General features: G+C 44.6%; 22 protein-coding genes. 8 read left to right on the top strand and 14 right to left on the bottom strand.

The features are described 5' to 3' along the window. Positions 1–109 precede the first annotated feature (109 nt). On the top strand, positions 110–799 hold the full coding sequence (locus OCU46_RS08135) for a TIGR01621 family pseudouridine synthase (protein WP_141268303.1): 690 nt from the start codon (positions 110–112) through the stop codon (positions 797–799). Positions 800–816: 17 nt separating this feature from the next. Continuing rightward, positions 817–1,746: a class I SAM-dependent methyltransferase gene (locus OCU46_RS08130; RefSeq protein WP_141268780.1), complete on the top strand. Its 930-nt coding sequence runs from the start codon at positions 817–819 to the stop codon at positions 1,744–1,746. An 89-nt stretch (positions 1,747–1,835) separates the two neighbouring features. Here OCU46_RS08130 and OCU46_RS08125 read toward each other — a convergent pair whose 3' ends face one another. The 4 genes from OCU46_RS08125 to OCU46_RS08110 are packed head-to-tail and all read right to left on the bottom strand — an operon-like array spanning position 1,836 to position 3,508. Beyond that, on the bottom strand, positions 1,836–2,249 hold the full coding sequence (locus tag OCU46_RS08125) for a GspS/AspS pilotin family protein (protein ID WP_141268302.1): 414 nt from the start codon (positions 2,247–2,249) through the stop codon (positions 1,836–1,838). Between the two features lie 2 nt (positions 2,250–2,251). Beyond that, the gene (locus OCU46_RS08120; protein ID WP_141268301.1) at positions 2,252–2,548 is read right to left on the bottom strand and encodes a YciI family protein; all 297 of its coding nucleotides are present in this window, start codon (positions 2,546–2,548) and stop codon (positions 2,252–2,254) included. Positions 2,549–2,559: 11 nt separating this feature from the next. Continuing rightward, positions 2,560–2,970, bottom strand: a complete 411-nt coding sequence (yciA, locus tag OCU46_RS08115) for an acyl-CoA thioester hydrolase YciA (protein ID WP_141268300.1) — start codon at positions 2,968–2,970, stop codon at positions 2,560–2,562. A 4-nt stretch (positions 2,971–2,974) separates the two neighbouring features. Continuing rightward, positions 2,975–3,508, bottom strand: a complete 534-nt coding sequence (locus OCU46_RS08110) for a septation protein A (protein ID WP_141268299.1) — start codon at positions 3,506–3,508, stop codon at positions 2,975–2,977. A gap of 214 nt (positions 3,509–3,722) precedes the next feature. Here OCU46_RS08110 and OCU46_RS08105 point away from each other — a divergent pair, with 214 nt between their 5' ends. From OCU46_RS08105 to OCU46_RS08085, 5 genes are all read left to right on the top strand, one after another. Next, positions 3,723–4,232 (top strand): TetR/AcrR family transcriptional regulator, encoded by a 510-nt coding sequence (locus OCU46_RS08105; protein ID WP_141268298.1) that lies wholly within the window; start codon positions 3,723–3,725, stop codon positions 4,230–4,232. After that, complete coding sequence (locus tag OCU46_RS08100; RefSeq protein ID WP_141268297.1) at positions 4,229–5,272, top strand: alcohol dehydrogenase family protein; 1,044 nt, start codon at positions 4,229–4,231, stop codon at positions 5,270–5,272. Before OCU46_RS08105 ends, OCU46_RS08100 begins: the two co-directional genes overlap by 4 nt. A gap of 64 nt (positions 5,273–5,336) precedes the next feature. Continuing rightward, a complete protein-coding gene (locus OCU46_RS08095; RefSeq protein WP_141268296.1) occupies positions 5,337–5,963 on the top strand; it encodes a DsbA family protein in 627 nt (208 codons plus the stop codon). 99 nt (positions 5,964–6,062) lie between these two features. Then, positions 6,063–6,308 (top strand): HP1242/YdcH family protein, encoded by a 246-nt coding sequence (locus tag OCU46_RS08090; RefSeq protein WP_141268295.1) that lies wholly within the window; start codon positions 6,063–6,065, stop codon positions 6,306–6,308. A 144-nt stretch (positions 6,309–6,452) separates the two neighbouring features. After that, positions 6,453–6,950, top strand: coding sequence for a hypothetical protein (locus OCU46_RS08085; protein ID WP_141268294.1), 498 nt, complete (start codon positions 6,453–6,455; stop codon positions 6,948–6,950). Positions 6,951–7,012: 62 nt separating this feature from the next. On the opposite strand, the gene OCU46_RS08080 is transcribed toward OCU46_RS08085, so the two are convergent. The 10 genes from OCU46_RS08080 to OCU46_RS08035 form a co-directional block, all read right to left on the bottom strand. Further along, positions 7,013–7,819, bottom strand: a complete 807-nt coding sequence (locus OCU46_RS08080) for an SDR family NAD(P)-dependent oxidoreductase (protein WP_141268293.1) — start codon at positions 7,817–7,819, stop codon at positions 7,013–7,015. A 133-nt stretch (positions 7,820–7,952) separates the two neighbouring features. Beyond that, a complete protein-coding gene (locus OCU46_RS08075) occupies positions 7,953–8,978 on the bottom strand; it encodes an ABC transporter substrate-binding protein (RefSeq protein ID WP_141268292.1) in 1,026 nt (341 codons plus the stop codon). Further along, the gene (locus OCU46_RS08070) at positions 8,975–11,689 is read right to left on the bottom strand and encodes an MFS transporter (protein WP_141268291.1); all 2,715 of its coding nucleotides are present in this window, start codon (positions 11,687–11,689) and stop codon (positions 8,975–8,977) included. Before OCU46_RS08070 ends, OCU46_RS08075 begins: the two co-directional genes overlap by 4 nt. 191 nt (positions 11,690–11,880) lie before the next feature. Further along, complete coding sequence (locus tag OCU46_RS08065) at positions 11,881–13,155, bottom strand: dicarboxylate/amino acid:cation symporter (protein ID WP_280176831.1); 1,275 nt, start codon at positions 13,153–13,155, stop codon at positions 11,881–11,883. 352 nt (positions 13,156–13,507) lie between these two features. Then, positions 13,508–14,314 (bottom strand): tryptophan synthase subunit alpha, encoded by an 807-nt coding sequence (gene trpA, locus OCU46_RS08060; RefSeq protein ID WP_141268289.1) that lies wholly within the window; start codon positions 14,312–14,314, stop codon positions 13,508–13,510. Then, positions 14,314–15,504 (bottom strand): tryptophan synthase subunit beta, encoded by a 1,191-nt coding sequence (gene trpB / locus OCU46_RS08055; protein ID WP_141268288.1) that lies wholly within the window; start codon positions 15,502–15,504, stop codon positions 14,314–14,316. The genes trpA and trpB overlap by 1 nt, the downstream gene beginning before the upstream one ends. A 62-nt stretch (positions 15,505–15,566) precedes the next feature. Beyond that, complete coding sequence (trpCF, locus tag OCU46_RS08050; RefSeq protein ID WP_141268287.1) at positions 15,567–16,958, bottom strand: bifunctional indole-3-glycerol-phosphate synthase TrpC/phosphoribosylanthranilate isomerase TrpF; 1,392 nt, start codon at positions 16,956–16,958, stop codon at positions 15,567–15,569. Positions 16,959–16,960: 2 nt separating this feature from the next. Next, positions 16,961–17,959: an anthranilate phosphoribosyltransferase gene (gene trpD / locus OCU46_RS08045; protein ID WP_141268286.1), complete on the bottom strand. Its 999-nt coding sequence runs from the start codon at positions 17,957–17,959 to the stop codon at positions 16,961–16,963. Positions 17,960–17,971: 12 nt separating this feature from the next. Further along, positions 17,972–18,574 (bottom strand): aminodeoxychorismate/anthranilate synthase component II, encoded by a 603-nt coding sequence (locus tag OCU46_RS08040; protein ID WP_141268285.1) that lies wholly within the window; start codon positions 18,572–18,574, stop codon positions 17,972–17,974. Further along, on the bottom strand, positions 18,567–20,177 hold the full coding sequence (locus tag OCU46_RS08035; RefSeq protein ID WP_141268284.1) for an anthranilate synthase component 1: 1,611 nt from the start codon (positions 20,175–20,177) through the stop codon (positions 18,567–18,569). Before OCU46_RS08035 ends, OCU46_RS08040 begins: the two co-directional genes overlap by 8 nt. A 392-nt stretch (positions 20,178–20,569) precedes the next feature. On the opposite strand from OCU46_RS08035, the gene rnm reads away from it, so the two are divergent. Next, positions 20,570–21,430 carry an RNase RNM gene (gene rnm / locus OCU46_RS08030; protein WP_141268283.1) on the top strand — a complete coding sequence of 287 codons (861 nt, stop codon included), beginning with the start codon at positions 20,570–20,572 and terminating at the stop codon, positions 21,428–21,430. The last annotated feature ends 16 nt before the right edge of the window (positions 21,431–21,446 follow it).

Here is a 21,446-nt window from a genome sequence, read left to right as displayed (position 1 = left end):
CTAATTTAATGGTCTCAACGCGCCAATTGTGACAAAAGTAGGATTCATCCAGCGCTCACTATATACTTAAGCCTTAACTCCAGTTATCAATCCCCATCCAGAGTCGTTCATGTTTGACATAATAGATAATCAACCCGATTTTGTGCTGATCAATAAGCACCCCGGTGTTAGCGTTCATAAAGATGACAACGATACGGCTTTACTACAAGAAGTCCAAAGCGTCATCGATAGTGGGCCACTTTACCTTATCCATAGATTAGATAAGATGACCTCTGGGTTGCTATTGCTAGGAAAAAACCAACAGGCAGCAAGTGAACTTTCTCAAGCGTTTGCTAATCGTGAAGTTGAAAAATTTTATCTGGCAATCTCAGACAAAAAACCAAAGAAGAAGCAGGGGCTGATAAAGGGTGATATGGCTAAGAGTCGCCGCTCTATGTGGAAGCTCATACCAAGCAATGAAAACCCAGCTATTACCCAGTTTTTCTCGGCATCTGCTGATGGTTACCGCGTATTCATATGTAAACCTCGTACCGGAAAGACGCATCAAATCCGCGTGGCATTGAAATCGGTTGGTAGTCCTATTGTCGGTGATCCAATCTACACACCGTCTAGCCAAAGCGATAGAGGATATCTACATGCGTTTGCTCTTGCTTTTGAGCTAAACGGGCAAGCCTATCGCTATCAACTAGACCCTAGTGATGACAGTAGTCTCGGCGAGTTATGGCAACGAGACGCGATCAAACAACAAATTACAGACTGGCAACAACCACAATTACTAAATTGGCCCAAAATAAAATGACTGAAATACCCCAACCAATGAACCCACAAGCGCTTACTGTATTCTTCTCTACATTGAAGGAAGGGCTAGCTTTAGCGCCAACCGAGGTAAGACGACTGTTTCACGGACGAGGTCGCACCTATGAGGGCCTTGAGCAGATCACTTGTGATTGGATTGGTCAGCATCTGGTCGTGCAGTTATTTAAGCCAGTAACAGATGAATTTATTGCTGAGTTAACCCAAGGATTAGAATCACTTGCTTCTGATCCTAATTACGCGTTGATACGCTCGATCTCTATTCAGCATCGTTATGAACATGGTGCGCCAACGCAGTTCCTTTTAGGAGAGCAACCAGACAAGGTTGAGGTGGTAGAGTCGGATCTCAAATACTGGATGAATATCTCATCCAACCAAAACTCTGGCTTGTTCTTGGATATGCGTCTTGGGCGAGATTGGGTTCGAGAAAACTCTAAGGGTAAGAACGTGCTCAACCTATTTGCTTACACCTGTGGTTTCTCTGTTGTAGCAATTGCTGGTGGAGCAAGTCAGGTAGTCAATGTGGATATGGCTCGTTCATCTCTTAGCCGAGGACGCGACAACCATCACTTGAATAACCAAGAGGTGAGTCGAGTTAAGTTTCTAGCCCATGATATTTTTAAGTCTTGGGGCAAAATAAAACGAATGGGGCCTTATGATTTGATCATCTCTGATCCACCGTCATTTCAAAAGGGCAGTTTTGCTTTGACCAAGGATTATCAGAAGATTTTGCGCCGCCTGCCTGATTTACTAACAGAAAATGGCCAAGTACTTGCTTGTGCTAACTCTCCAGCGGTTACTTCGGATTTTGTTATTGAAGGTATGGCTGAACATGCCCCAACGCTCAAGTACTTACAACGTTTGGACAACCCGCCAGAATTTGCCGATGTGGATTCAGAAGCGAGCTTAAAGGTGCAATTGTTTAGTCGTTAAGGCGGAACAAAAAACAATAAAAAAGGCCAAACTACAGCAATCTAGTTTGGCCTTTCTTTTATTTGTATATCTAGGTCAACAGCCCCTAATTATTCAGCAGGTTTTTCTTCACTGGAAGAGCAGGTCTTTGAGGTAATCATCTCTTCGACAACCAACTGACCTCTGTTATTACGAACCTTTATAAGGTAACCGATACCTTCGTCCATGGTTGCTTTCACATCTTCTGAGCTGCAGTAATAGTTTTTCGCGCTCGCTACTAACTGATCGGCTGATTTGCTACCAGATTGGTTGTACAGCATCTCAATAATGACAATACTGCCTTTTGCTGACGCTCTGGTGATGGTCAACGGGCCGTATTCAATTGGAAGGCTTGAAGCCAAAATTCCTGCGCGGCGGTCTGCTTTGAGCTCGAGTTCTCTTTGTTTGTCACCATTTGATGAACAACCCGCGAGAACAAGCGTAGCCATTGTTGCGATAAACAGTGTTTTAAGTGATGAATGCATAATTAGAATACTTTTTTAAAGGGTTTGACGATAACGTTTTGATAAACGCCAGCTTCGATGTAGGGGTCGGCATCAGCCCACGCCTTGGCATCTTGCAAGGATTCAAACTGTGCGATGACGGTAGAGCCTGTAAATCCAGCTTCACCAGGATTATCGCTATCGATTGCTGGCATTGGACCTGCGGTAAGCAAACGTCCTTGGTCTTGTAAACGCTGCAAGCGCTCTAGGTGCTGTTCTCGCACGCTAAGGCGTTTTTGCAATGAATCTTCGACATCCTGAGAAAAAATAACATACCACATAGTCAGTCCTTTTACTTTTCAATTGCGCGAGGGCGCCCATTTTCATCGATTGCAACATAATGGAAGGTCGCTTCGCAAACAAGATCGCGCTCACCTGTGCGCTCGCCCATGACTTTTTTGTTCCATACCTGCAATTCGATAGACATTGATGAGTTACCGATGCGGCTGCACTCACCATGACAGCATACTATGTCTCCCACTGAAACAGGGCGTTTAAAGGTAATACTTGATACAGATACTGTAGCAATGCGTCCTTTTGAGATCTCTTTAGCAAGAATACCACCTGCTAAATCGAGTTGAGACATGATCCAACCACCAAAGATATCACCGTTCGCATTGGTATCTGCAGGCATAGCTAGGGTTCTAAGTAGCATCTCGCCTTTAGGGGTGATTTGGTCTGGTTGAGATGATGGGGAAGTCATTAGGTTATTCGCTCTCTTTTTGCATATGTTTGTAAATATAAATACCGGTCAACAAGGTGAATATTAGCGTTGCAGCGAGCAAGCCAAAGACCTTGAAGTTAACCCAAGTATCAAGAGGCAGGTTGAAAGCGATGTAAATATTAAGGACTGCGCAGCCTGTAAAAAACAGCGTCCAAGCCCAATTAATCTTATTCCATACACTCTCTGGCAAGGTGATTTCTTTGCCAAGCATTCCCTTGATAACCGGCTTTCCGATTAACTGAGTCACGGTGAGTCCTAGTGCAAATACAGCATAAACTAGGGTCACCTTCCACTTTATGAAGTTGTCATCATGTAGAAATATGGTCATGCCACCAAAAAGGGTGACCATAATAAAAGTGATGAACTGCATCTTTTCAACTTTTTTGTACATTACGTACGTCACAATGAGTTGAAGTGCGGTAGCTACTATTAATGCCCCTGTAGCGGTATAGATGTCGTACATTTTGTACAACACAAAAAATATTATTAGGGGAATAAAATCGAGTAATTGCTTCATTGTTCTGATTGAAAATAGCGTTTGAATCAGTCTACCTAATTGAACACGTGAAATATAGCGTTGACCGCCCTTACACGCCTATTAGTCTCCTTAAAATGTCTGGCCTCATGACAGTTTTATTTCAGACGACGCCTAATTAATCGAAAATGGTTGACCAAGGTAGAACGTTTACTCTACCATGCAGGTAGAGTAAACGTTCTACCTTGAGGGACTTATGGTAAAAGATGAAATTGCGGGTCGTTTAGAAATCGCGTTCAGTCAGCACGGTTTTGCACAAATGAGTGTCGCTGAACTAAAAGTCGCCTCTGGTGTGAGCTTAAGAACCTTGTATCGCTACTACCCATCGAAAGAATCTATGGTGATAGGCGCATTAGAGCATCGTCACCAACGCTATCTCGCTGTATTAGGTGAAGAGTCATCTTTAAATCCAATGGAGTCTGTCATTGCTATTTTTGATGGCCTGGGTCAATGGATGGAAAATAACGCGCCTAAAGGGTGCTTATCAATGAACGCGTTAGCCGCGTTCCCTCACAATGAAGAGGTGAATGTTGCGGTACAAGAACACAAACAACAAATGGTTCAACTCTTAGCGCGAAGAAGTGCACGTCCCGAATTGGCGATGGAGTTGTTTTTAATACACGAAGGCGCTTCGCTGGGATGGCCTACTATGGGTGATCAAGCAATAGTGGCAGCCAAAAATGTGGTAAGGAAAATTTTGGAATGAACAAGCAAACGATGTATGGCGTACAGATGACGGGACATGGTGATTTTGACAAATTGCAATACAGTACAGATATTGAAGTGCCTCGTCTTGCCAGAGGCGAAGTGCTCATTAAGGTATCCGCCGCAGGGGTCAATAATACCGATATTAATACTCGAATAGGCTGGTATTCAAAGAGTGGCGCAGACGGCGATGATGCATCTTGGTCTGGTGAAGCTTTGCGTTTTCCTCGTATTCAAGGTGCCGATGTTTGTGGCGTTATTGTTGCTACGGGTGAGGGTGTGGATGAATCGAGAGTAGGGCAGCGTGTCATTATTGAACCTTGCCTGAACGAGGCTAATGGTGAACAACTATCAAGCCCGTGGTATTTCGGCTCTGAGTGTGACGGTGGGTTTTCTGAATTTACCAAGGTAGCATCACGTTACGCTCATCATGTATCTACTGAGCTTTCTGATGTGGAGCTTGCATCATTTCCTTGCTCTTACTCAACCGCAGAAAATATGCTGACTCGCGCCAATGTAGGCACAGCCGATACAGTATTGGTAACAGGGGCAACCGGTGGCGTAGGGTCGGCTGCTATTCAACTAGCCAAGGCACGCGGCGCCAAAGTGATTGGCGTAACCAGTCGTTCTAAAGAAGCGCTATTGAAGAGCATAGGCACAGATGAAGTGGTTTTTCGAGATGAAGACCTAGTCTCTCGCTTAGGACTTAACAGCGTTGATGTAGTAGTAGATCTGGTTGGTGGTAAGAATTGGCCAACATTGCTTGATGTGATGAAGCCAAAAGGTCGTTATGCGGTTTCGGGCGCTATTGCTGGCGCGGATGTAACATTGGATCTTCGCACCTTGTATTTAAAAGACTTAAGTTTCTTTGGATGCACAGTCATTGAGCCAGAGGTTTTTCTGAATTTAGTGAAGCGTATTGAAAGCGGGCAGATCAAGCCTTTGGTTGCTATGACATTCCCACTGCAACACATTGAGCAAGCACAGCTGGCATTTATGGAGAAAAAACACTTAGGGAAGATAGTGCTAACACTTGATTAGCCCCTTGCGTTAGTCTTGTCATGATGATTAACTGACTTGATAAATCAGTGTGTTAGGAGTGACAATGAGTAAGGAAACCGCGCGTCTTTATCATGTTTATGACCCCATGTGTGCATGGTGCTGGGGTTATAAGCCAACATGGTTAAAACTAGAGTCAGCACTAAAAGATAAACTTGAGATAGTGTATCTAGTCGGTGGATTAGCCCCAGATTCTGATATTCCTATGCCTTTGGAGATGCGCAAGCAAATAGCCTCCTACTGGAACAAAATTGAGTCCTTACTAGGGACTCAATTTAACCACGACTTCTGGACATCGAATACACCCCGTCGTTCTACTTATCCCGCCTGTAGAGCCATGCTTTGTGCAAGATCGCAAGGTGCGGAAAAAGAGATGCTAACCGCAGTTCAACAGGCTTATTACCTTCAAGCTAGAAACCCGAGTGATGTCTCTACTTTAATCGAACTTGCTCGCGAAATTGGACTTGATGTCGAACAATTTGAGAAAGAATTAGGTTCGCCCGAAATAGAGCAAGCGTTGATGCAAGAACTTAGCTTTGCTCGCTCGATAGGTGGCAATAGTTTTCCTTCGTTATTTGTCGTGAAAGGGGAGTCTATTGTAGAGCTACCAATCAACTATCAAGATGGCGATGTCACTCTTAATCAGATAGATCAAGTTTTAGCCAAAATTTAGAGTAATTTTTGGGGAAACAGCCAGTAGCTCAAAATAGCATGCTACATTTATTGTGAATCCAACGGCAATTTTACTCTATACCTTACTAAAGGGGTGATTATGTTAGGTGAGAAACACTCTCTCGAGAACGACTTTCCAGAATTACAAGACGTTATCAAGCAACTGGTTGAAGGCAATGAAACTTTTGCCCAAGACAATAAAACCTATACTGCATTAGATAAAGAAATTCGTGTGTTAGAGTTGAACGGTGAACCAATTACCGATGAAGAAATGCACAAGATGAAACACGACCGAGCAGTGTTGAAAGACTCCCTATACCAGCGCCTAGTTGCCGCTAAAGGCTAGTTTCAGAAATTTAGATAAGGCCACTATTACAGTGGCCTTTGTTTTTATTTATATGCACGACGTATCATATATGTTGAACCTTCTCTATTTTAATGGTATTTAGTACTTATAAAGTTGAATTGCATTTTTCTGATAGGGATAGTAATGCCTGCTGCTCACGCAAATTTTCTGAACGCAATAACCGTGTTACAAACGAGATTAGAAAAACATCCTAGTGATTCCGATAAGATCTTGGTGTCTGCGCTTGATGCATGGGATTGCTACGTTAAGGCATTAGCAAGCGAATTATTAGTAGAAAAGTATGGGGAAGCACTTTCAACGGACCTTGGCTCGGTAATGCAAACCCGATTGAATAATGATATCGCAGACTATGATTTTTTTGACTCGCAAACGATACGAGTGCTCTTCAAGAATTATTTTTCCGTAGATATCACTCAGTATTGGTCAATAGTTGGCGTTAGAAATGCCGAAGAAGCCTGTCAAAAACTAGACCGATACCAGTTTGAACGTTATCAGGTTGAGCATTGCTCGGAATGCAATGTTACACCACTGCATGGCTTTACTGATAATCCCCAATGTGCGCTTTTGTTGATCGTAAACTTGGGCAAGGCGACTCAAGAGTTCATTGAGCGTTGCAGATAATAAGAAGCCCCACTTGACGATGCAGTAGGGCTTCATTCATCTATGGATTTGCTTGGACTGTATTAACTATACGCCGCAAGCATTTTATCTAGTGTAGATACAACAGCATTGCACTTTTCACTATTGAGTGCATCGCGATGAGGGTCATTGAAACGACCAATATCGTTATCAAAATACTTTCCTGATGCATCAGCAAACTCTTCAGATAACACCGCGCGAACTAGGATATCAGCACCAATTGAAAGGTCTCCTCCTGCTACCCCGTATGCATCTTTCACCATCTTGCTACCAAGAAACGAAGCTGGATTTACCGCGATGATAGCTGGGCCGTTAGCGCCAAGGACTATAGCAAGAGTTCTTGTCCACATGGTAATCGCGAGTTTACTCTGTGCGTATGCGTCACCTTCAGAGAGTGACTTTTCACCCAATAGTGCGTTGATATCAACAGTAGATTGCGCTGCAGAAGATAAGTTAACCACACGACTTTCGCTGTTCATTAGCGGGAGTAGTTTTTGCGTAAGCAAATAAGGCGCAAGCGTATTTACCGCAAAGCGTACATCTAGGTTATCCGCCGTTACTGTATTCGCAACGCTATAAACACCAGCATTATTGATCAAACCATCGAGGTGTGAATGATCCTCAGCGATTTTACCTGCTAGCGCCTTAACATCAGCTAAACGAGAAAGATCCGATTCGTAGGTTTCTATCTTGCCCGCACCTGGAAGACTAGAAAGCTCATCTTGTACTTTTTGAAGCTTCTGAGGATTGCGGCCATGAATTAATAAATGATGACCTTGTTTGGCGAGTGTTTTGGCAGTTTCAAGGCCAATACCGTCGGTAGCGCCAGTGATGAGTATGGTTTTCTGCATGGTGTCTATCCTCTAATTAAGCTGTGCTACTTATAGTAAGTGAGATATCGGTTGCTAGATCAACAAGATAACACCTTGAATAAGCGTTTTAATTAGCTGCACTCACGAAACAGTTTAAAGAATTCTTTAATAATTAGTTTAGATCTCCGAGGGAAAGGTTTTCTTCAATTGGCGGGGTGATCTCAATAATCTTCAAAAGAGACATTGGAGGATATAAATTGAGCACTTTAGCGATGTTAATATTTACGGTATAAGCAAAGTCTTCCACCTGCAGCACGGGCAGTTGTCCTGCCTGCGTATCAGTTGAGAATAATTTTTCTATTTGTAGTGCGGCTATTTTTCCAACTTCATAATCGTTAGCGGCGATAGACATAAGGGCGTGTGAATCATGCACCATGTTCTCGTAGGGTGTAATAATGGGTAGGGAGGCTTTTAGGGCACAATCAATCAAGATAGCGCCATGCTTTTCTAAGTAAGTACTCGAGCCTAGGTAGATAAAATCAACACCATGCTTTTTGAGTTTTTGAACACCGTGGTCAATGGCCTTAATAGGTTCAGCATTCAAATCTAATGGAACTGAAACGAGATTGAATCCATGTTGTTCACTCAAGGCTTTTAGCTCTTTTACTTTATTGATTGAATTTTCCGCTCCGGGTTCAAACAAAACACCTAACACTTTAAAGTTAGGCATGTATTGTTTGATGGCACTGATGTTGACGACTTCCGGTACTCGGCTGTGCACACCGGTAATATTGGGTCGGCCAGTATGTTGGAAGTCATGGATGATGTCAGATGCGATAGGATCAGATACTTGGGTGAAAATCACAGGAATTGAACTATCTACGCCACTTTTACTATTTGTTCTGCCTGCGATTTCAATTGTGGTTTTGGTTCCCCATGTCACCACTGCATCGGGCTTTTCTTCGTTTATCTGAGCTCTTATAGCCGCCAGATTGTTGGCATCGCCCCGCGCATTTAACAGCTGAAACTGAATATTGTAGGCAGAGTCTTGCAGTGCATCATTGAGCCCGTTACAAACTGCCTCGCATCCGTCCCATAGCACCATAGTAACGGTATATTGGTTAGAAGCATTAACCCTCATACTGGTAGCGCAGACTAGTAAAGCGAAGACGAAGATTTGAATCATAGCTTTGATCATGATGGAGACTCCAACTTGCGCTCTGGTATAAGCAGTAGAAGGCTGAGCATTACTCCGCCGATGGAGAACCACGCAAGAGCGTTTAAAGTAGCGGCATAGGAATAGTAACCGCTGAGTATGCCTGCAACGAGCAGTCCGATGATTGCCCCGCCTCGCTCAATTACACGCATCAAGCCAAGCACATTTGAGGCACCAAGATAGGAGAGTGGACCTTCGGCGAGTCGCATGACCTTGTCGGTTAAAGGCCCCATGCACAGACCCATACATAAACCACTAAGCATACAAACCCATACCATGCCGATAAAACTCGGGTTCATCGACACTAATAATAATGCGCCAGAGGTAGCAAGTAGTGATATGGGAAGTAGGCTTGGGGTAACTTGTAACCTTTGGGGGAGTTTACCTAACAAAGAGCCACCCAATATATAAAACAGAAAGTACAGCAACATAGCCCTAGAGATATCAACCACTGAAACCTGAATTTCATTTAACTGCATTGCCAACAGGTAGGTAATGAAGACATGGTCAATCAGCGCTAGCGGTAACATGTAGCCAATCACGAGAGATAAGTATCGTCGATGGGTGAGACACTCTAGCATTTTCATTGATAGCCCTTGCGAACTTGAGCGTGATACCTTGGGCCTTCCTTTGCAGACAAACTGCGCAATGAGCACCATCGCTACAACGGCAAATACCGCACAGACGATAAACGCGACTCTTGCTCCAACATACTCCGCCAATACGCCACCTAATGCCGTCCCTGTAAATACACCTGCCGTTGCTGTTGCTCGCAACTGACTATTGGCTATCGCTCGAGATTGTCTAGGTAACTGATCCAATGCGTAGTCTTGGCAAGCTAATAGAGCCAGTACAAAACCTATGCCGTTGATAGCGTTTGCGAAAATGAGCTGTGGAATATTAGTGGAGTAAAAGAAGGCGACTTTTGCCAATATGGTTAATGAAGCAGAAACAAGAAAAAGGTGCCTATATCCTATTTTGATGCTGAGTGGTCTTGCAAAAGGTGCGACAACAAGACCTGCAATCATGTAACTAATGAGCGGTAGCGTCAGCAACAAGTTAGCGTTGACGGCTCCAACTTGCGGTAAAAGCTCTTTACTGAAAATGAGGAAAAAAGACAAAGGTAACTCATCCGCTAGTGAGATAAGAAATAGGGCGAAACGTATATCCGATAGATGAGCAAGGCGCAGTACCTTTGGTCTAGGAAATGAAAACTGTAGTGACCGGTTTGCTTTAATTCCGAACTCTTGTAATCGTTGGGGTGTGGAAATGATTTTCCTAACTACGTTTTGGCAGAGGCTAACCGCTTGTTGATTTAACTGATCCAGTTGCTTAGTTTGCTGATGATCAGACGTTCCCCTGTACAGCAATGAAAAATCAAACTGAGCTTGTTTACGGGCAATGATGGCCAAGGCTTTGAGAGGCTTTGTAATAGAGACGGTAAGCATCAAGGCAATGAGCTCAAATCCCAATAGTAATACCACTATTAACAGGGTTAAAAAATCCATTGAGTGAGACAAAATCTGTTTGTCTATCTGGGTGCTATTGGTCTTAAAAATTAGTCTTGCTTGGTCTTGATGACTGAGTTGCAGAGTCTTCTCAATACTGTTGTTTAGGTGGATTAGATCGCGCCCCACAGTGATAGACCACTGCTGTGTTTGGATTGTTAAACCTTCAATTTCTTCAAATAGACTAATAAGGTGCACGAAATAGCTTTTATCTTGTACCAAGGTAGCTAGGGGAATATTGAGGTACATTGCATGCTCAAATTCCTTGGCAATTTCGTTGGTAATTAGCTGGGTTCGCAGGTTTATTTCTGGGGATATGAAGCGCTGAATTTCTCTGTGGCCATAAAGGGAAAGCAGGAGTGCACATAGCAGTACCAGAGAAAAAACCTGCAAGCCCATCTTCTTGAGGATCTTCCTAGTAAAGCCTGTTTCATCTATTCCCATTACTCTTGTTTCAGTCAGATTTTTAATGGAAAAAGAGGCTGGTTTATGACAAAGCGGTAAAGGGGATGATTGCCCAACATTGTTGTAGTTATCTATTGCGGCTTTGTAGTTTTTGGAAATATCTTCACTGACACTGTTTCTGCTGTGTAGCTGCTTAACGATTCGTTTACTAGTTCGCCCAAGCAAAATAGTGCCTATTAGCGAACCTATCAACCAAGTTACGCATGCCCAGGCTAAAATGTTGTCTTTAAACGTCTGTTGCTTCAACACCATATCGCTAGTGTCGTATTGAATTAACAGTATCGCGATCCTTTGGTCGTCGCCGTTTAATATCACTCGTCCAACAAGGCCTTGGTCTTCTGTATTGATAATTGGCCAGCTCTCTTCAGAAGAGCGCAGCCATTGCTCGACCCTTTTTTGTGAAATGGAAAACTTATCACCTGTTGCACTGGCTACCATTATTCCCGTTAGGTTGAGGAGGTACAGGTTTTGAATGTTTGGGTCACTTGTTTGCGCGCGTTGTAGCAGGTATTCCTTATTGCGGACTAATGATACAGGCAAGCCCATATCAGCGAAGGATTCAATAGGTTGAGCTGCAATACTCAGTGTGGTTTTTATACGTTCTTTCGTTAAATCATTTAAGAGAGAGGCGTGCTGTAAAACAAACAAACCTGCTAATGAAAAGAGAATAAGCCCTAGGATTAAGGTGAAAGACACCACTATTTTGCGTTGAAAACTCACCACAAATCACCGAAGGTTGATGGAGCGAGCGATACTTTTTACGACGAGTACGCGAGAGAAAAGGCGCTGGTTAAATTTCGAGCGCTAGAGAAGGGTAGTTCGCAATGAGAATAGAAACAAGTCTTGGAAACATTCGAAATAAAAAAGCTGGGCGTTATAGCCCAGCTTGATATTAAATTGCGTTGTCTTAGTTACGCTTGTTGCTTCTGAAGCTCAACTTGCGCTTCTTCTTCAACTAGAGCATCAACGATAACGGCACATGCAGCATCGCCAGTGATGTTTAGCGCTGTACGAATCATGTCGAAGATACGGTCTAGAGCAAACAGTAGTGGTAGGCCTTCGATTGGGATACCAGCGGCTAATAGAACTGCAACTACAAGGAATGATGGTCCAGGTACACCCGCTTGACCCACCGCGCCTAATGTAGACGTTGCGATGATAGCGATGTACGCACCTAGGCTTAGATCGATACCGAACATCTGAGCGAAGAAGATCGCGACTAAACCGTAGTAGATTGCGTTACCTGACATGTTGATGGTCGCGCCAAGAGGCAATACGAAAGAAGCGGTAGAGTTTTTAACGCCAAGCTCGTTTTCAACGGTGTTCATGGTCACAGGAAGTGTTGCCATAGAAGAAGCGGTTGAAAGTGCAACCGCTTGTGGTTTCTTCATAGCGACTAGGAATTTCTTCGCAGAAGTCTTAGTGAATACGTGAACCAGAATAGGGTAAACAACGAAACCAAAGATCAAGATAGCAGCAACATAAACCACGAATAGCTTGAACACCACCATTAGTGCGCCAAAACCGAACGAACCAACAGCGTCAGCCATTAGGCCAAATACGCCTAAAGGTGCGATTAGCATCACCTTGTTGATCATCCATACCATTGCATCAACGATAGCATTTACGCCATTGATCAAAGGGTCGCGACGCTCTTTCTCAAGACTTGAAACAGCAATACCAAAGAAAAGACAGAAAACTAGGATTTGCAGTATGTTTGCTTCGTTCAAAGACTGGAAGAAGTTCGTTGGGATCATGCCAGTAACAGTATCCCAGAAGCCTGGTAGGGCGCCTTGAGCTGCGTATTCTGTAGAGAACATGCTCTGAACAGAAGCCACATCGATACCAGTACCCGGTTGGAATAGGTTACCCATTACCAAAGCGAGCGCTACAGCTAGTGCAGAAGTTAAGCCGAAGAAACCAAGGGTTGTTAGGCCAACCTTACCAGCATTAGAGCTGTTACCTAGACCCGCAGCACCAGAGATTAGTGCAACTGCGACTAGTGGAATAACCAACATCTTGATTAGATTAATGAAGATAGTACCTAGAGGAGCGAATACAGTAGCGCTCTCACCCATTACTGCACCCACAAGGGTGCCGACAATCATTGCAATAACAACTTGCACACCAATATTGCCGAGTAAACTTTTATCTTTTAACACTTCCTTTACCTTTTGTGCTAACAATTTTAGGTATTGCCGAATATAAGAATATATATATGGCCCATTGCCCTATATTTTAGGGTGCTTCTTTGTACTTTTATCTGAGGTTATGTGGCAGGGTTAGCAAGAATAAGTGCGATCTAGATCACGCTATTTTTAGGGGGATTGATAATTCCAGCAGATCTTGTTCATCGTTAATTATCTTTTTGTATGATTAATGGGCAAGGCAATCGTTTGCGTTGGGTGGTATTTATACACATATTGAACTCGATTATGAGAGGAGTTGTAATGAGTATGTTGCATATGGCGGGGTGGAAAATGAAAAAAGCCACATTCTGCTAATGCAAAATGTGGCTCTATATTCACTAAAGCAGAATTACTTTTGAGTAGCTGCCTTCATGTTTGTTACGAAAGTCGCTAGTTCGCCAAGCATTTGCTGTGGGTTGTTAACGTTGTTCTCGATGATCTTTACAACCGCAGACCCAGAGATCGCACCTGCAGCGCCTGCTTCGATAGCGGTCTTTACTTGTTCAGGCTGTGAGATACCAAAACCGAGCAGTGCTGGTGGAGCATCAAACTTAGCTAGACGCTCAAGCATGTGGTCAACCGGCATGTTTGCCTTAGTTTCTGCACCCGTCACACCGGCACGAGAAAGTAGGTAAGTGTAACCACCACCTAGCTCTGATACTTGCTTAAGAGTTTCATCCGTTGCTGTTGGCGGAGCGATGAAGATGGCATGCACACCCGCTTTTTTAGCCGCAATATTGAATTCTTCACTCTCGCCAGTAGGAACGTCTGCAATCAGTACGGAATCAACGCCGGCTTTCGCACAGGCCTGATAGAACTGCTCAATACCGTTGGCAAACACTAGGTTCGCGTAAACCAGAAGACCGATAGGAAGGTCTGGATGTTGTTCACGGATCTGAGCGATCAACTCAAAACAAATAGTCGGCGTCGTTTTTGAATCTAGAGCGCGAATATTTGCGCCTTGGATTGTTGGACCATCTGCCAATGGATCTGAAAATGGAATGCCGAGTTCAAGGGCATCAGCACCAGAGTTGGCTAGCGTTTGCATAATTTGCAAAGATAGCTCTGGATTAGGATCGCCAATAGTCACGAAAGGAACAAATGCACCTTGTTGTTTAGCGTCTAAACGCTCGAATAGCGCAGCGTAACGATCCATTATATTTCTCCCTTTTCTTTCAGAATATCGTGCACAGTGAAGATATCTTTATCACCGCGGCCTGATAGGTTAACCACTAACAGTTGTTCTTTTTCTGGCTCATCAAATGCCAGTTTTAATGCATAGGCAAGTGCATGCGCTGATTCAAGAGCAGGGATGATGCCTTCTTTACGAGCCAAGATCTGGAATGCATCTAGTGCTTCATCATCAGTAACTGCGCCATATTCTGCGCGGCCTGTCGCGTTAAGGTGAGCGTGTTGCGGGCCCACTGATGGGAAATCAAGTCCTGCTGATACCGAGTAAGACTCTTCAATTTGACCGTGAGTATCTTGCATCAAAGGTGCCTTCATACCAAAGAAGATACCTAGTTTGCCGTGCTTAAGTGGTGCGCCGTGCATGTCTGTATCTAGACCTTTACCAGCAGGCTCTACACCAATAAGACGAACATCAGACTCTTCGATGAAGTCAGAGAACATACCAATCGCGTTTGAACCACCGCCAACACAAGCGATAACAGCGTCAGGTAAACGGCCTTCGCGAGCCATGATTTGGTGCTTAGTCTCTTCACCAATCATGTGCTGGAATTCGCGCACGATAGTTGGGAATGGGTGAGGACCTGCAGCAGTACCTAATAGGTAGTGCGCGTCTTCATAGCTTGCAGACCAGTCACGCAGAGCTTCGTTACACGCATCTTTTAATGTTGCTGAGCCAGAGTGTACTGGGATAACTTCGGCACCCATTAGACGCATGCGGAATACGTTAGGGCTTTGACGTTCAACGTCTTTAGCACCCATGTAAACGCGACACTTAAGACCAAGAAGCGCACAAGCGAGTGCTGATGCAACGCCGTGTTGGCCTGCACCAGTTTCTGCGATGATCTCTTTCTTACCCATGCGTTTAGCAAGAAGTGCTTGGCCTAACACTTGGTTGGTTTTATGCGCACCACCGTGAAGTAAGTCTTCACGCTTTAGATATAGCTTGGTTTTCGTGCCTGTCGTCAGGTTGCGAGTCAGCGTTAGCGCTGTTGGGCGACCTGCGTATTCTTGCAATAATTGCATGAATTCAGCGTGAAATTCTGGGTCTTCTTGTGCGTCAATGAAAGCTTGCTCAAGTTGGTCAAGCGCTGGAACGAGGATCTGTGGAACGTATTGTCCACCGAACTCGCCAAAGTAGGCATCTAGTTTTGCCATCGTAATATCCTTAAATTCGGTATCGCTATCTCAGTACATACTCAGTGAGATAGGCGTTGTAATCAATAATTTCTGATCGTGGCAAAAGCTTGTTCTAGCTTTTCACGAGATTTCTTACCTGGTTCAATTTCTACGCCGGAGTTCAGATCAAGACCCAAACAGCCAAGCTGTGATGCCTCGGCAATATTGTCTGCATTTAAGCCACCCGCTAGCATCACATTAGGATTGTCTATTTTTGACCAATCAAATGCTTTACCAGTGCCACCGCTTTGAGTGCCTATTTTTGAATCGAGAAGGTGACGGTCAACGTTTCCTACAAAAGAAGGCACTTCGTCCATTACACCGTAGGCTTTCCAAATCTCAGTGTTGTCATCAAGTTGCTCACGCAGGTCAGCGACAAAGGCTTCGTCTTCATCACCATGCAACTGAATCGCATTTAACTCTAAGGATTTTGCCATCTCGCAGATGTATTCAGAGCTTTGGTTCTGAAAGACGCCTACATAACGAAGTGGCGCACCGCTCATTGTCAGGCGTGCGCTCTCTTCATCTACCTTGCGTTTGGACTTATCGGCAAAGATAAGCCCGCCATAGATAGCACCCGCATTATAAGCTTTTGCTGCATCATCGGCATGAGTCAAACCGCAAACCTTGTTTTCACCCAGCAATACTTTACGTACTGCCAGTTCAATGTTGTCTTCTGACATCAATGAGCTACCAATCAAGAAGCCATTTGCGAACTTAGCAAGATCACGCACTTGTTGATGGTTGTAGATACCCGATTCAGAAATAACCGTGGTGCCTTCTGGCAATTTTGGTGCCAGTTGTTTGGTGCGGTTTAGGTCAATAGTAAGGTCACGTAAATTGCGGTTGTTGATGCCAACCACTTTTGCTTTCAACTCGATAGCACGTTCAAGTTCTTCTTCATTACTGACTTCGGTAAGAACGCCCATACCTAATAAGTGCGCAATTTGTGCAAGTTCGCGATATTCGTCGTCATTAAGAACAGACAGCATCAACAAGATTGCATCCGCTTGATAATGGCGAGCCAGGTAGACCTGATATGGCGAAATCATGAAGTCTTTACATAAAATAGGCTGCTTGGTTTGTTTCTTTACCTGAGGTAAGAAATCAAAGCTGCCTTGAAAGTACTTCTCGTCAGTCAGTACCGAAATAGCACTGGCGTGATTGTTGTATACCGACGCAATGTAGTCCAGATCGAAGTCATCACGAATCAACCCCTTTGATGGAGAAGCCTTTTTGCACTCAAGGATAAACGCGGTGTTGTCCCCAGAAAGCGCATCATAAAAACTGCGGTCAGATTGAGTCAGCGACGACTGAAAGGACTCCAGTGGTTGCGCGTTTTCGCGCTCTTCTACCCAAATCGCTTTGTCGGCAACGATCTTAGCCAGTACTTGCGCCATGTCTTTGTTTTGCTGAGAAATATGCTCTGACATGATTAACCTCTAGCTGCCAGTTGTTCTACAAGTTGGTATGCCTTTCCACTGCGCATCGCAGCAATTGCCTGCTGTGCGTTAGCTTTAAGGTCTTCGTGACCAAACAGTTTCATTAGCAGGGCCACATTAGCGGCTACCGCTGATTCTTGCGCTTCAGTACCTTTGCCTGTTAAGAGATTGGTCACAATAGTGCGGTTCTCTTCAGGTGTGCCACCTTTTAGCGCCTCTAACGGATGCGTGTTAAGACCAAAGTCTTCTGCCGTTAGCGTGTAATGTTCTATTTTGCCGTTTTTGATTTCAGCTACCGTTGTTGTGCCGTGAATCGCTACTTCATCAAGGCCACTGCCATGAACAACCGCAGCTCGTTTCATGTCCATCTGCTGCATGGTTTCAGCAATAGGCGCGACTAAGCTTTCATCGTAAACACCCATTAGCTCGATGTTCGGGCGAGCAGGGTTAATCAGAGGGCCAAGAATATTGAAGATAGTGCGTGTCTTCAGTGCCTGACGCACAGGCATTGCGTGGCGGACACCTTGGTGATATTGAGGAGCAAACAAAAAGGCAACACCGATATCGTCTACCGCTTTTGCCGTATCTTCAGCGCTCATCGCCAGATTAATACCAAAAGAGTCCAACAGATCCGAAGAGCCAGACTTACTTGATACGCCGCGGTTGCCGTGTTTTGCCACTTTAAGGCCAACTGCCGCTGCAACAAACGCTGCAGTGGTTGAGATGTTGAAGGTATTTGAACCGTCTCCACCTGTGCCTACGATATCCGCAAAATCGTAATCTGGACGAGGGAAGGGCTGTGCATTAGCAAGCAATGCTTTAGCCGCTCCAGCAATTTCTTCTGGTGTCTCGCCTTTAATTTTAAGAGCAGTAAGAACTGAACTCAGTACAATCGGCTCTACTTCGCCTTTGATAATTTGGTCAAACAAGGTTTGACTCTGCTCTTGGCTCAAGGCTTCTTGGCGATAAAGTTGTTCAAGAATTTGTTGCATCGTTCTTCCTTGTTATTGTTCTTTTGAAAGTTCAATAGACCCTAATGCCCACTCAATCGAGTTGGCTAGAAGAGTGGCTCCATAGGTGGTCATAATAGACTCTGGATGGAACTGAAATCCACACACTTTGTCTTGCTCATGAACTACTGACATGACTAAGTCGTCAACTTGTGCGGTGATAGTCAAATCATCGGTCACTTTTGTTGCCACTAAAGAGTGGTAACGCGCAATTGCAAACGGAGACGGTAAGCCTTGGTAGGTTGCATGATTATCATGTTGCATCATGGACACTTTACCGTGAATGATTTCGCCTGCACCCGCAACTGTTCCACCGTAGGCTTCAACAATTGCTTGGTGACCAAGGCAGATACCAATCATTGGCACTTTGCCCTTAAAGCGATCGATAATCGCTGGCATGTTGCCTGCTTCACTTGGTGCGCCAGGTCCAGGAGATAGGACAATGACAGGGTTCTCAAGTTCATTCAGTGCATTGCCCAACACATCCACATCTATGTTGTTTCGGTACACAGTGACATCGTGGCCAAGAGTACGGAACTGGTCCACTAGGTTGTAGGTGAATGAATCGAAGTTGTCGATAAAAAGAATATTAGCCATGCTTCACCTCAGTATGTGCGGCTTGAATTGCACTGATTACAGCTTGCGCTTTACCGCGAGTCTCGTCGGCTTCTGCTTGGGGATCTGAGTCAAATACAACGCCCGCTCCGGCTTGAACTTTTGCGATGCCGTTTTCAACATACGCAGAGCGAATAACGATACAGGTATCTAAATCGCCACGGCCTGTCATATAACCGACAGCGCCGCCGTAGGTGCCTCTGCGTTGCTGCTCAACATCGCGGATTAACTGCATTGCGCGAATCTTTGGAGCGCCGGTGAGCGTTCCCATGTTCATGCAGGCTTGATAGGCATGTAGAGCATCTAGGTCATTTCTAAGTTGTCCCACAACTCGCGATACGAGGTGCATAACGTGGCTGTAACGGTCAACTTTCAGAAGGTCCGCTACGTGGCGAGTTCCCGCTGCAGCAATACGAGCAACATCATTACGTGCTAAATCCACTAGCATCATGTGCTCTGCGTTTTCTTTTCTATCAGAGCGAAGTTCTAGCTCGATTCGGCTATCAAGGTCATGGTTGATAGTGCCGTCTGGATTCTTGCCTCGGCGTCTTGTGCCTGCGATTGGGTAGATCTCAATCTGATTGCTTTGTGTTTCGTATTTAAGAGCACTCTCAGGAGAGGCACCAAATAGAGTAAACAGCTCATCTTGCATGTAGAACATATAAGGGCTTGGGTTACTCTTCTTAAGGTGCTTATAAGCGGCAAGAGGAGAAGGGCACTCTAGGGAGAAATGTCTCGAAGGCACGACTTGGAACACATCGCCTCGAACCACAAATTCTTTTAGGTCACGTACGGTTTGGCAAAATTCTTCATCGCTGATATTCACCGATACGTCACAGCTTTCTAGCTTGACCGAATCAGGTGTTGGCTCAACCACCTTCATTTCGGCTTCGATGGTTTGAAGACGGCTTTCTAATGTTAAGCGAGTTTCTTCGTTTGCATCAAACAAGCTACCGTACAGGTGTGCTTGCTGCTGCTGATGGTCAATAACAATTAGGGTTTCTGCTACGTAGAACACATAGTCTGGGCAACGGCTATTCTCAGCAGCATCACCTAGTGGTTCAAAGTTGGCGACCAAGTCATAAGCAAACAAACCGCCGATGAACAGTGCCATTGGGTCATGCTCTTCGCAGTTGAAGCTTTTTTTCACTAAGCGCAACATATCAAACGAAGAAGGCTGACGAAGTCTGCTGTCCTCATCAAGGTTGGTATCGGGAGCAGTGAAGTTAACGGTCAGTGCGCTATCGCTCTTTTCAGATACAAACTCAGAGTTAAGGTTTGAGGCGATGCGTGCAAGCAATGCGCGTCCATTATCAGAGTTGGCGGTTAGCACCACTTGATGGCCACGACACTCGATACGCATCGCTGCATCAACAAGTAATAAGCTCTTTAGATCTTCTTTGGAGTCAATCTCTGCGGATTCGAGTAGTAGGGTATCCGCTTTGTCTTTACACAAATGATGGAATAGCTCCGTTGGATCTTGTGTGTAGAAGACATCGCGTTGCAGAAGCTCTAGTTGGCCCTGCGCAGTCAGATTAATGGTCTTATTCACAAGACCTCCTTGTAAGCTTGAATTTCTTTGCATCACATACTCTCATATTCTGTTGCTCCACCCAAAAGTGATTGCGTAAAAGCGGGTCAAAGTTTGCGCACTTAACTCATTTTTGCGAGGCAATTTGTTGTAGTTAGTTTGCGACGCGCCGGATTGTGTAAAAAAGGTGTAAAAAAGGCATAAAAAAAGCTCGCACATTAATGCGAGCTTTAGAGTTGTGTAGACACACTCAATGCTTAGCTCGCTTAAGTATCGAGCCACCAACGCCATACGTTAGATACTGCGCATACACAAACTCTACCGAATTCGGTACAGATTGGCGTTTGCTGTTGTATCATGACTGTATTCATAGCGATTTGCTAAACATCCTTAATTAATCTAGGTGTACTAGTTAACTAGTACGCGAGTGGAAAGTCAAGCCTTTTATGATATTTGATCTGCATTCTCACACTACTGCGTCTGATGGCCGTTTTAGTCCGCAAGCTCTTATAGATAGAGCCATTGAGCACCGTGTCGCCGTGCTCGCGATAACAGACCACGACACCGTAGAGGGTATAGAGCCTGCTTTGGAGTACATTCGAGATTCCAAGGTGGATATTCAGCTACTACCTGGAATCGAGATCTCTACGGTTTGGTCTAATAAAGATATCCATATTGTTGGCTTGAATATCGATATTCACAGTCAACCGTTAACAGAGCTTATTGAACAGCAGCAAGCAAGGCGTATAGAGCGTTCAGAGTTAATTGCGCATCGCTTATCCAAACATCTTAAGGTCGACCCCTTACCTGAGGTAAAGGCGATCGCAGATGGTGCTCCAGTGACACGTGCTCACTTTGCCAAGTGGCTGGTAGATAATGGTCATGCCAAGAATATGCAGCAAGTATTCAAGCGTTTTTTGACCAGAGATAAACCGGGTTATGTGCCTCCTATCTGGTGTTCAATGACTGATGCGGTCAATGCCATTCATGCTGCTGGAGGTTTAGCTGTGTTGGCTCACCCAGGTCGCTACGATCTCACAGCTAAATGGCAAAAAAGGTTGTTATCAGCATTTGTTGAGGCGGGTGGGGATGCTATGGAGGTTTCTCAACCTCAACAAAGTCAACAAGAGCGACGCAACTTGGCTGATTATGCTATACAATACAATCTATTAGCTTCCCAAGGTTCCGATTTTCATTATCCATCACCTTGGATGGAATTAGGGAAGAATTTGTGGCTCCCGTCCGGAGTGACTCCCGTGTGGGAACAATGGCCACAGTTTTCTGATCCTAAGGCATCGACTCTATAGATGCCTGCTCATAAGG

The sequence above is a fragment of the Vibrio comitans genome (genome assembly GCA_024346835.1).
Taxonomy (GTDB): domain Bacteria; phylum Pseudomonadota; class Gammaproteobacteria; order Enterobacterales; family Vibrionaceae; genus Vibrio; species Vibrio comitans.
The sequence above is the reverse complement of the archived record's forward strand: the minus strand, read 5'-3'. Positions and strand labels throughout refer to the sequence as shown.

What these genes read in the sequence shown, in the direction of transcription:
- OCU46_RS08135 (WP_141268303.1), top strand. Translation starts at nt 110, where the DNA reads ATGTTTGACATAATAGATAATCAACCCGATTTTGTGCTGATCAATAAG.
- OCU46_RS08130 (WP_141268780.1), top strand. Translation starts at nt 817, where the DNA reads ATGAACCCACAAGCGCTTACTGTATTCTTCTCTACATTGAAGGAAGGG.
- OCU46_RS08125 (WP_141268302.1), bottom strand. Translation starts at nt 2,249, where the DNA reads ATGCATTCATCACTTAAAACACTGTTTATCGCAACAATGGCTACGCTT.
- OCU46_RS08120 (WP_141268301.1), bottom strand. Translation starts at nt 2,548, where the DNA reads ATGTGGTATGTTATTTTTTCTCAGGATGTCGAAGATTCATTGCAAAAA.
- yciA (WP_141268300.1), bottom strand. Translation starts at nt 2,970, where the DNA reads ATGACTTCCCCATCATCTCAACCAGACCAAATCACCCCTAAAGGCGAG.
- OCU46_RS08110 (WP_141268299.1), bottom strand. Translation starts at nt 3,508, where the DNA reads ATGAAGCAATTACTCGATTTTATTCCCCTAATAATATTTTTTGTGTTG.
- OCU46_RS08105 (WP_141268298.1), top strand. Translation starts at nt 3,723, where the DNA reads ATGGTAAAAGATGAAATTGCGGGTCGTTTAGAAATCGCGTTCAGTCAG.
- OCU46_RS08100 (WP_141268297.1), top strand. Translation starts at nt 4,229, where the DNA reads ATGAACAAGCAAACGATGTATGGCGTACAGATGACGGGACATGGTGAT.
- OCU46_RS08095 (WP_141268296.1), top strand. Translation starts at nt 5,337, where the DNA reads ATGAGTAAGGAAACCGCGCGTCTTTATCATGTTTATGACCCCATGTGT.
- OCU46_RS08090 (WP_141268295.1), top strand. Translation starts at nt 6,063, where the DNA reads ATGTTAGGTGAGAAACACTCTCTCGAGAACGACTTTCCAGAATTACAA.
- OCU46_RS08085 (WP_141268294.1), top strand. Translation starts at nt 6,453, where the DNA reads ATGCCTGCTGCTCACGCAAATTTTCTGAACGCAATAACCGTGTTACAA.
- OCU46_RS08080 (WP_141268293.1), bottom strand. Translation starts at nt 7,819, where the DNA reads ATGCAGAAAACCATACTCATCACTGGCGCTACCGACGGTATTGGCCTT.
- OCU46_RS08075 (WP_141268292.1), bottom strand. Translation starts at nt 8,978, where the DNA reads ATGATCAAAGCTATGATTCAAATCTTCGTCTTCGCTTTACTAGTCTGC.
- trpA (WP_141268289.1), bottom strand. Translation starts at nt 14,314, where the DNA reads ATGGATCGTTACGCTGCGCTATTCGAGCGTTTAGACGCTAAACAACAA.
- trpB (WP_141268288.1), bottom strand. Translation starts at nt 15,504, where the DNA reads ATGGCAAAACTAGATGCCTACTTTGGCGAGTTCGGTGGACAATACGTT.
- trpCF (WP_141268287.1), bottom strand. Translation starts at nt 16,958, where the DNA reads ATGTCAGAGCATATTTCTCAGCAAAACAAAGACATGGCGCAAGTACTG.
- trpD (WP_141268286.1), bottom strand. Translation starts at nt 17,959, where the DNA reads ATGCAACAAATTCTTGAACAACTTTATCGCCAAGAAGCCTTGAGCCAA.
- OCU46_RS08040 (WP_141268285.1), bottom strand. Translation starts at nt 18,574, where the DNA reads ATGGCTAATATTCTTTTTATCGACAACTTCGATTCATTCACCTACAAC.
- OCU46_RS08035 (WP_141268284.1), bottom strand. Translation starts at nt 20,177, where the DNA reads ATGCAAAGAAATTCAAGCTTACAAGGAGGTCTTGTGAATAAGACCATT.
- rnm (WP_141268283.1), top strand. Translation starts at nt 20,570, where the DNA reads ATGATATTTGATCTGCATTCTCACACTACTGCGTCTGATGGCCGTTTT.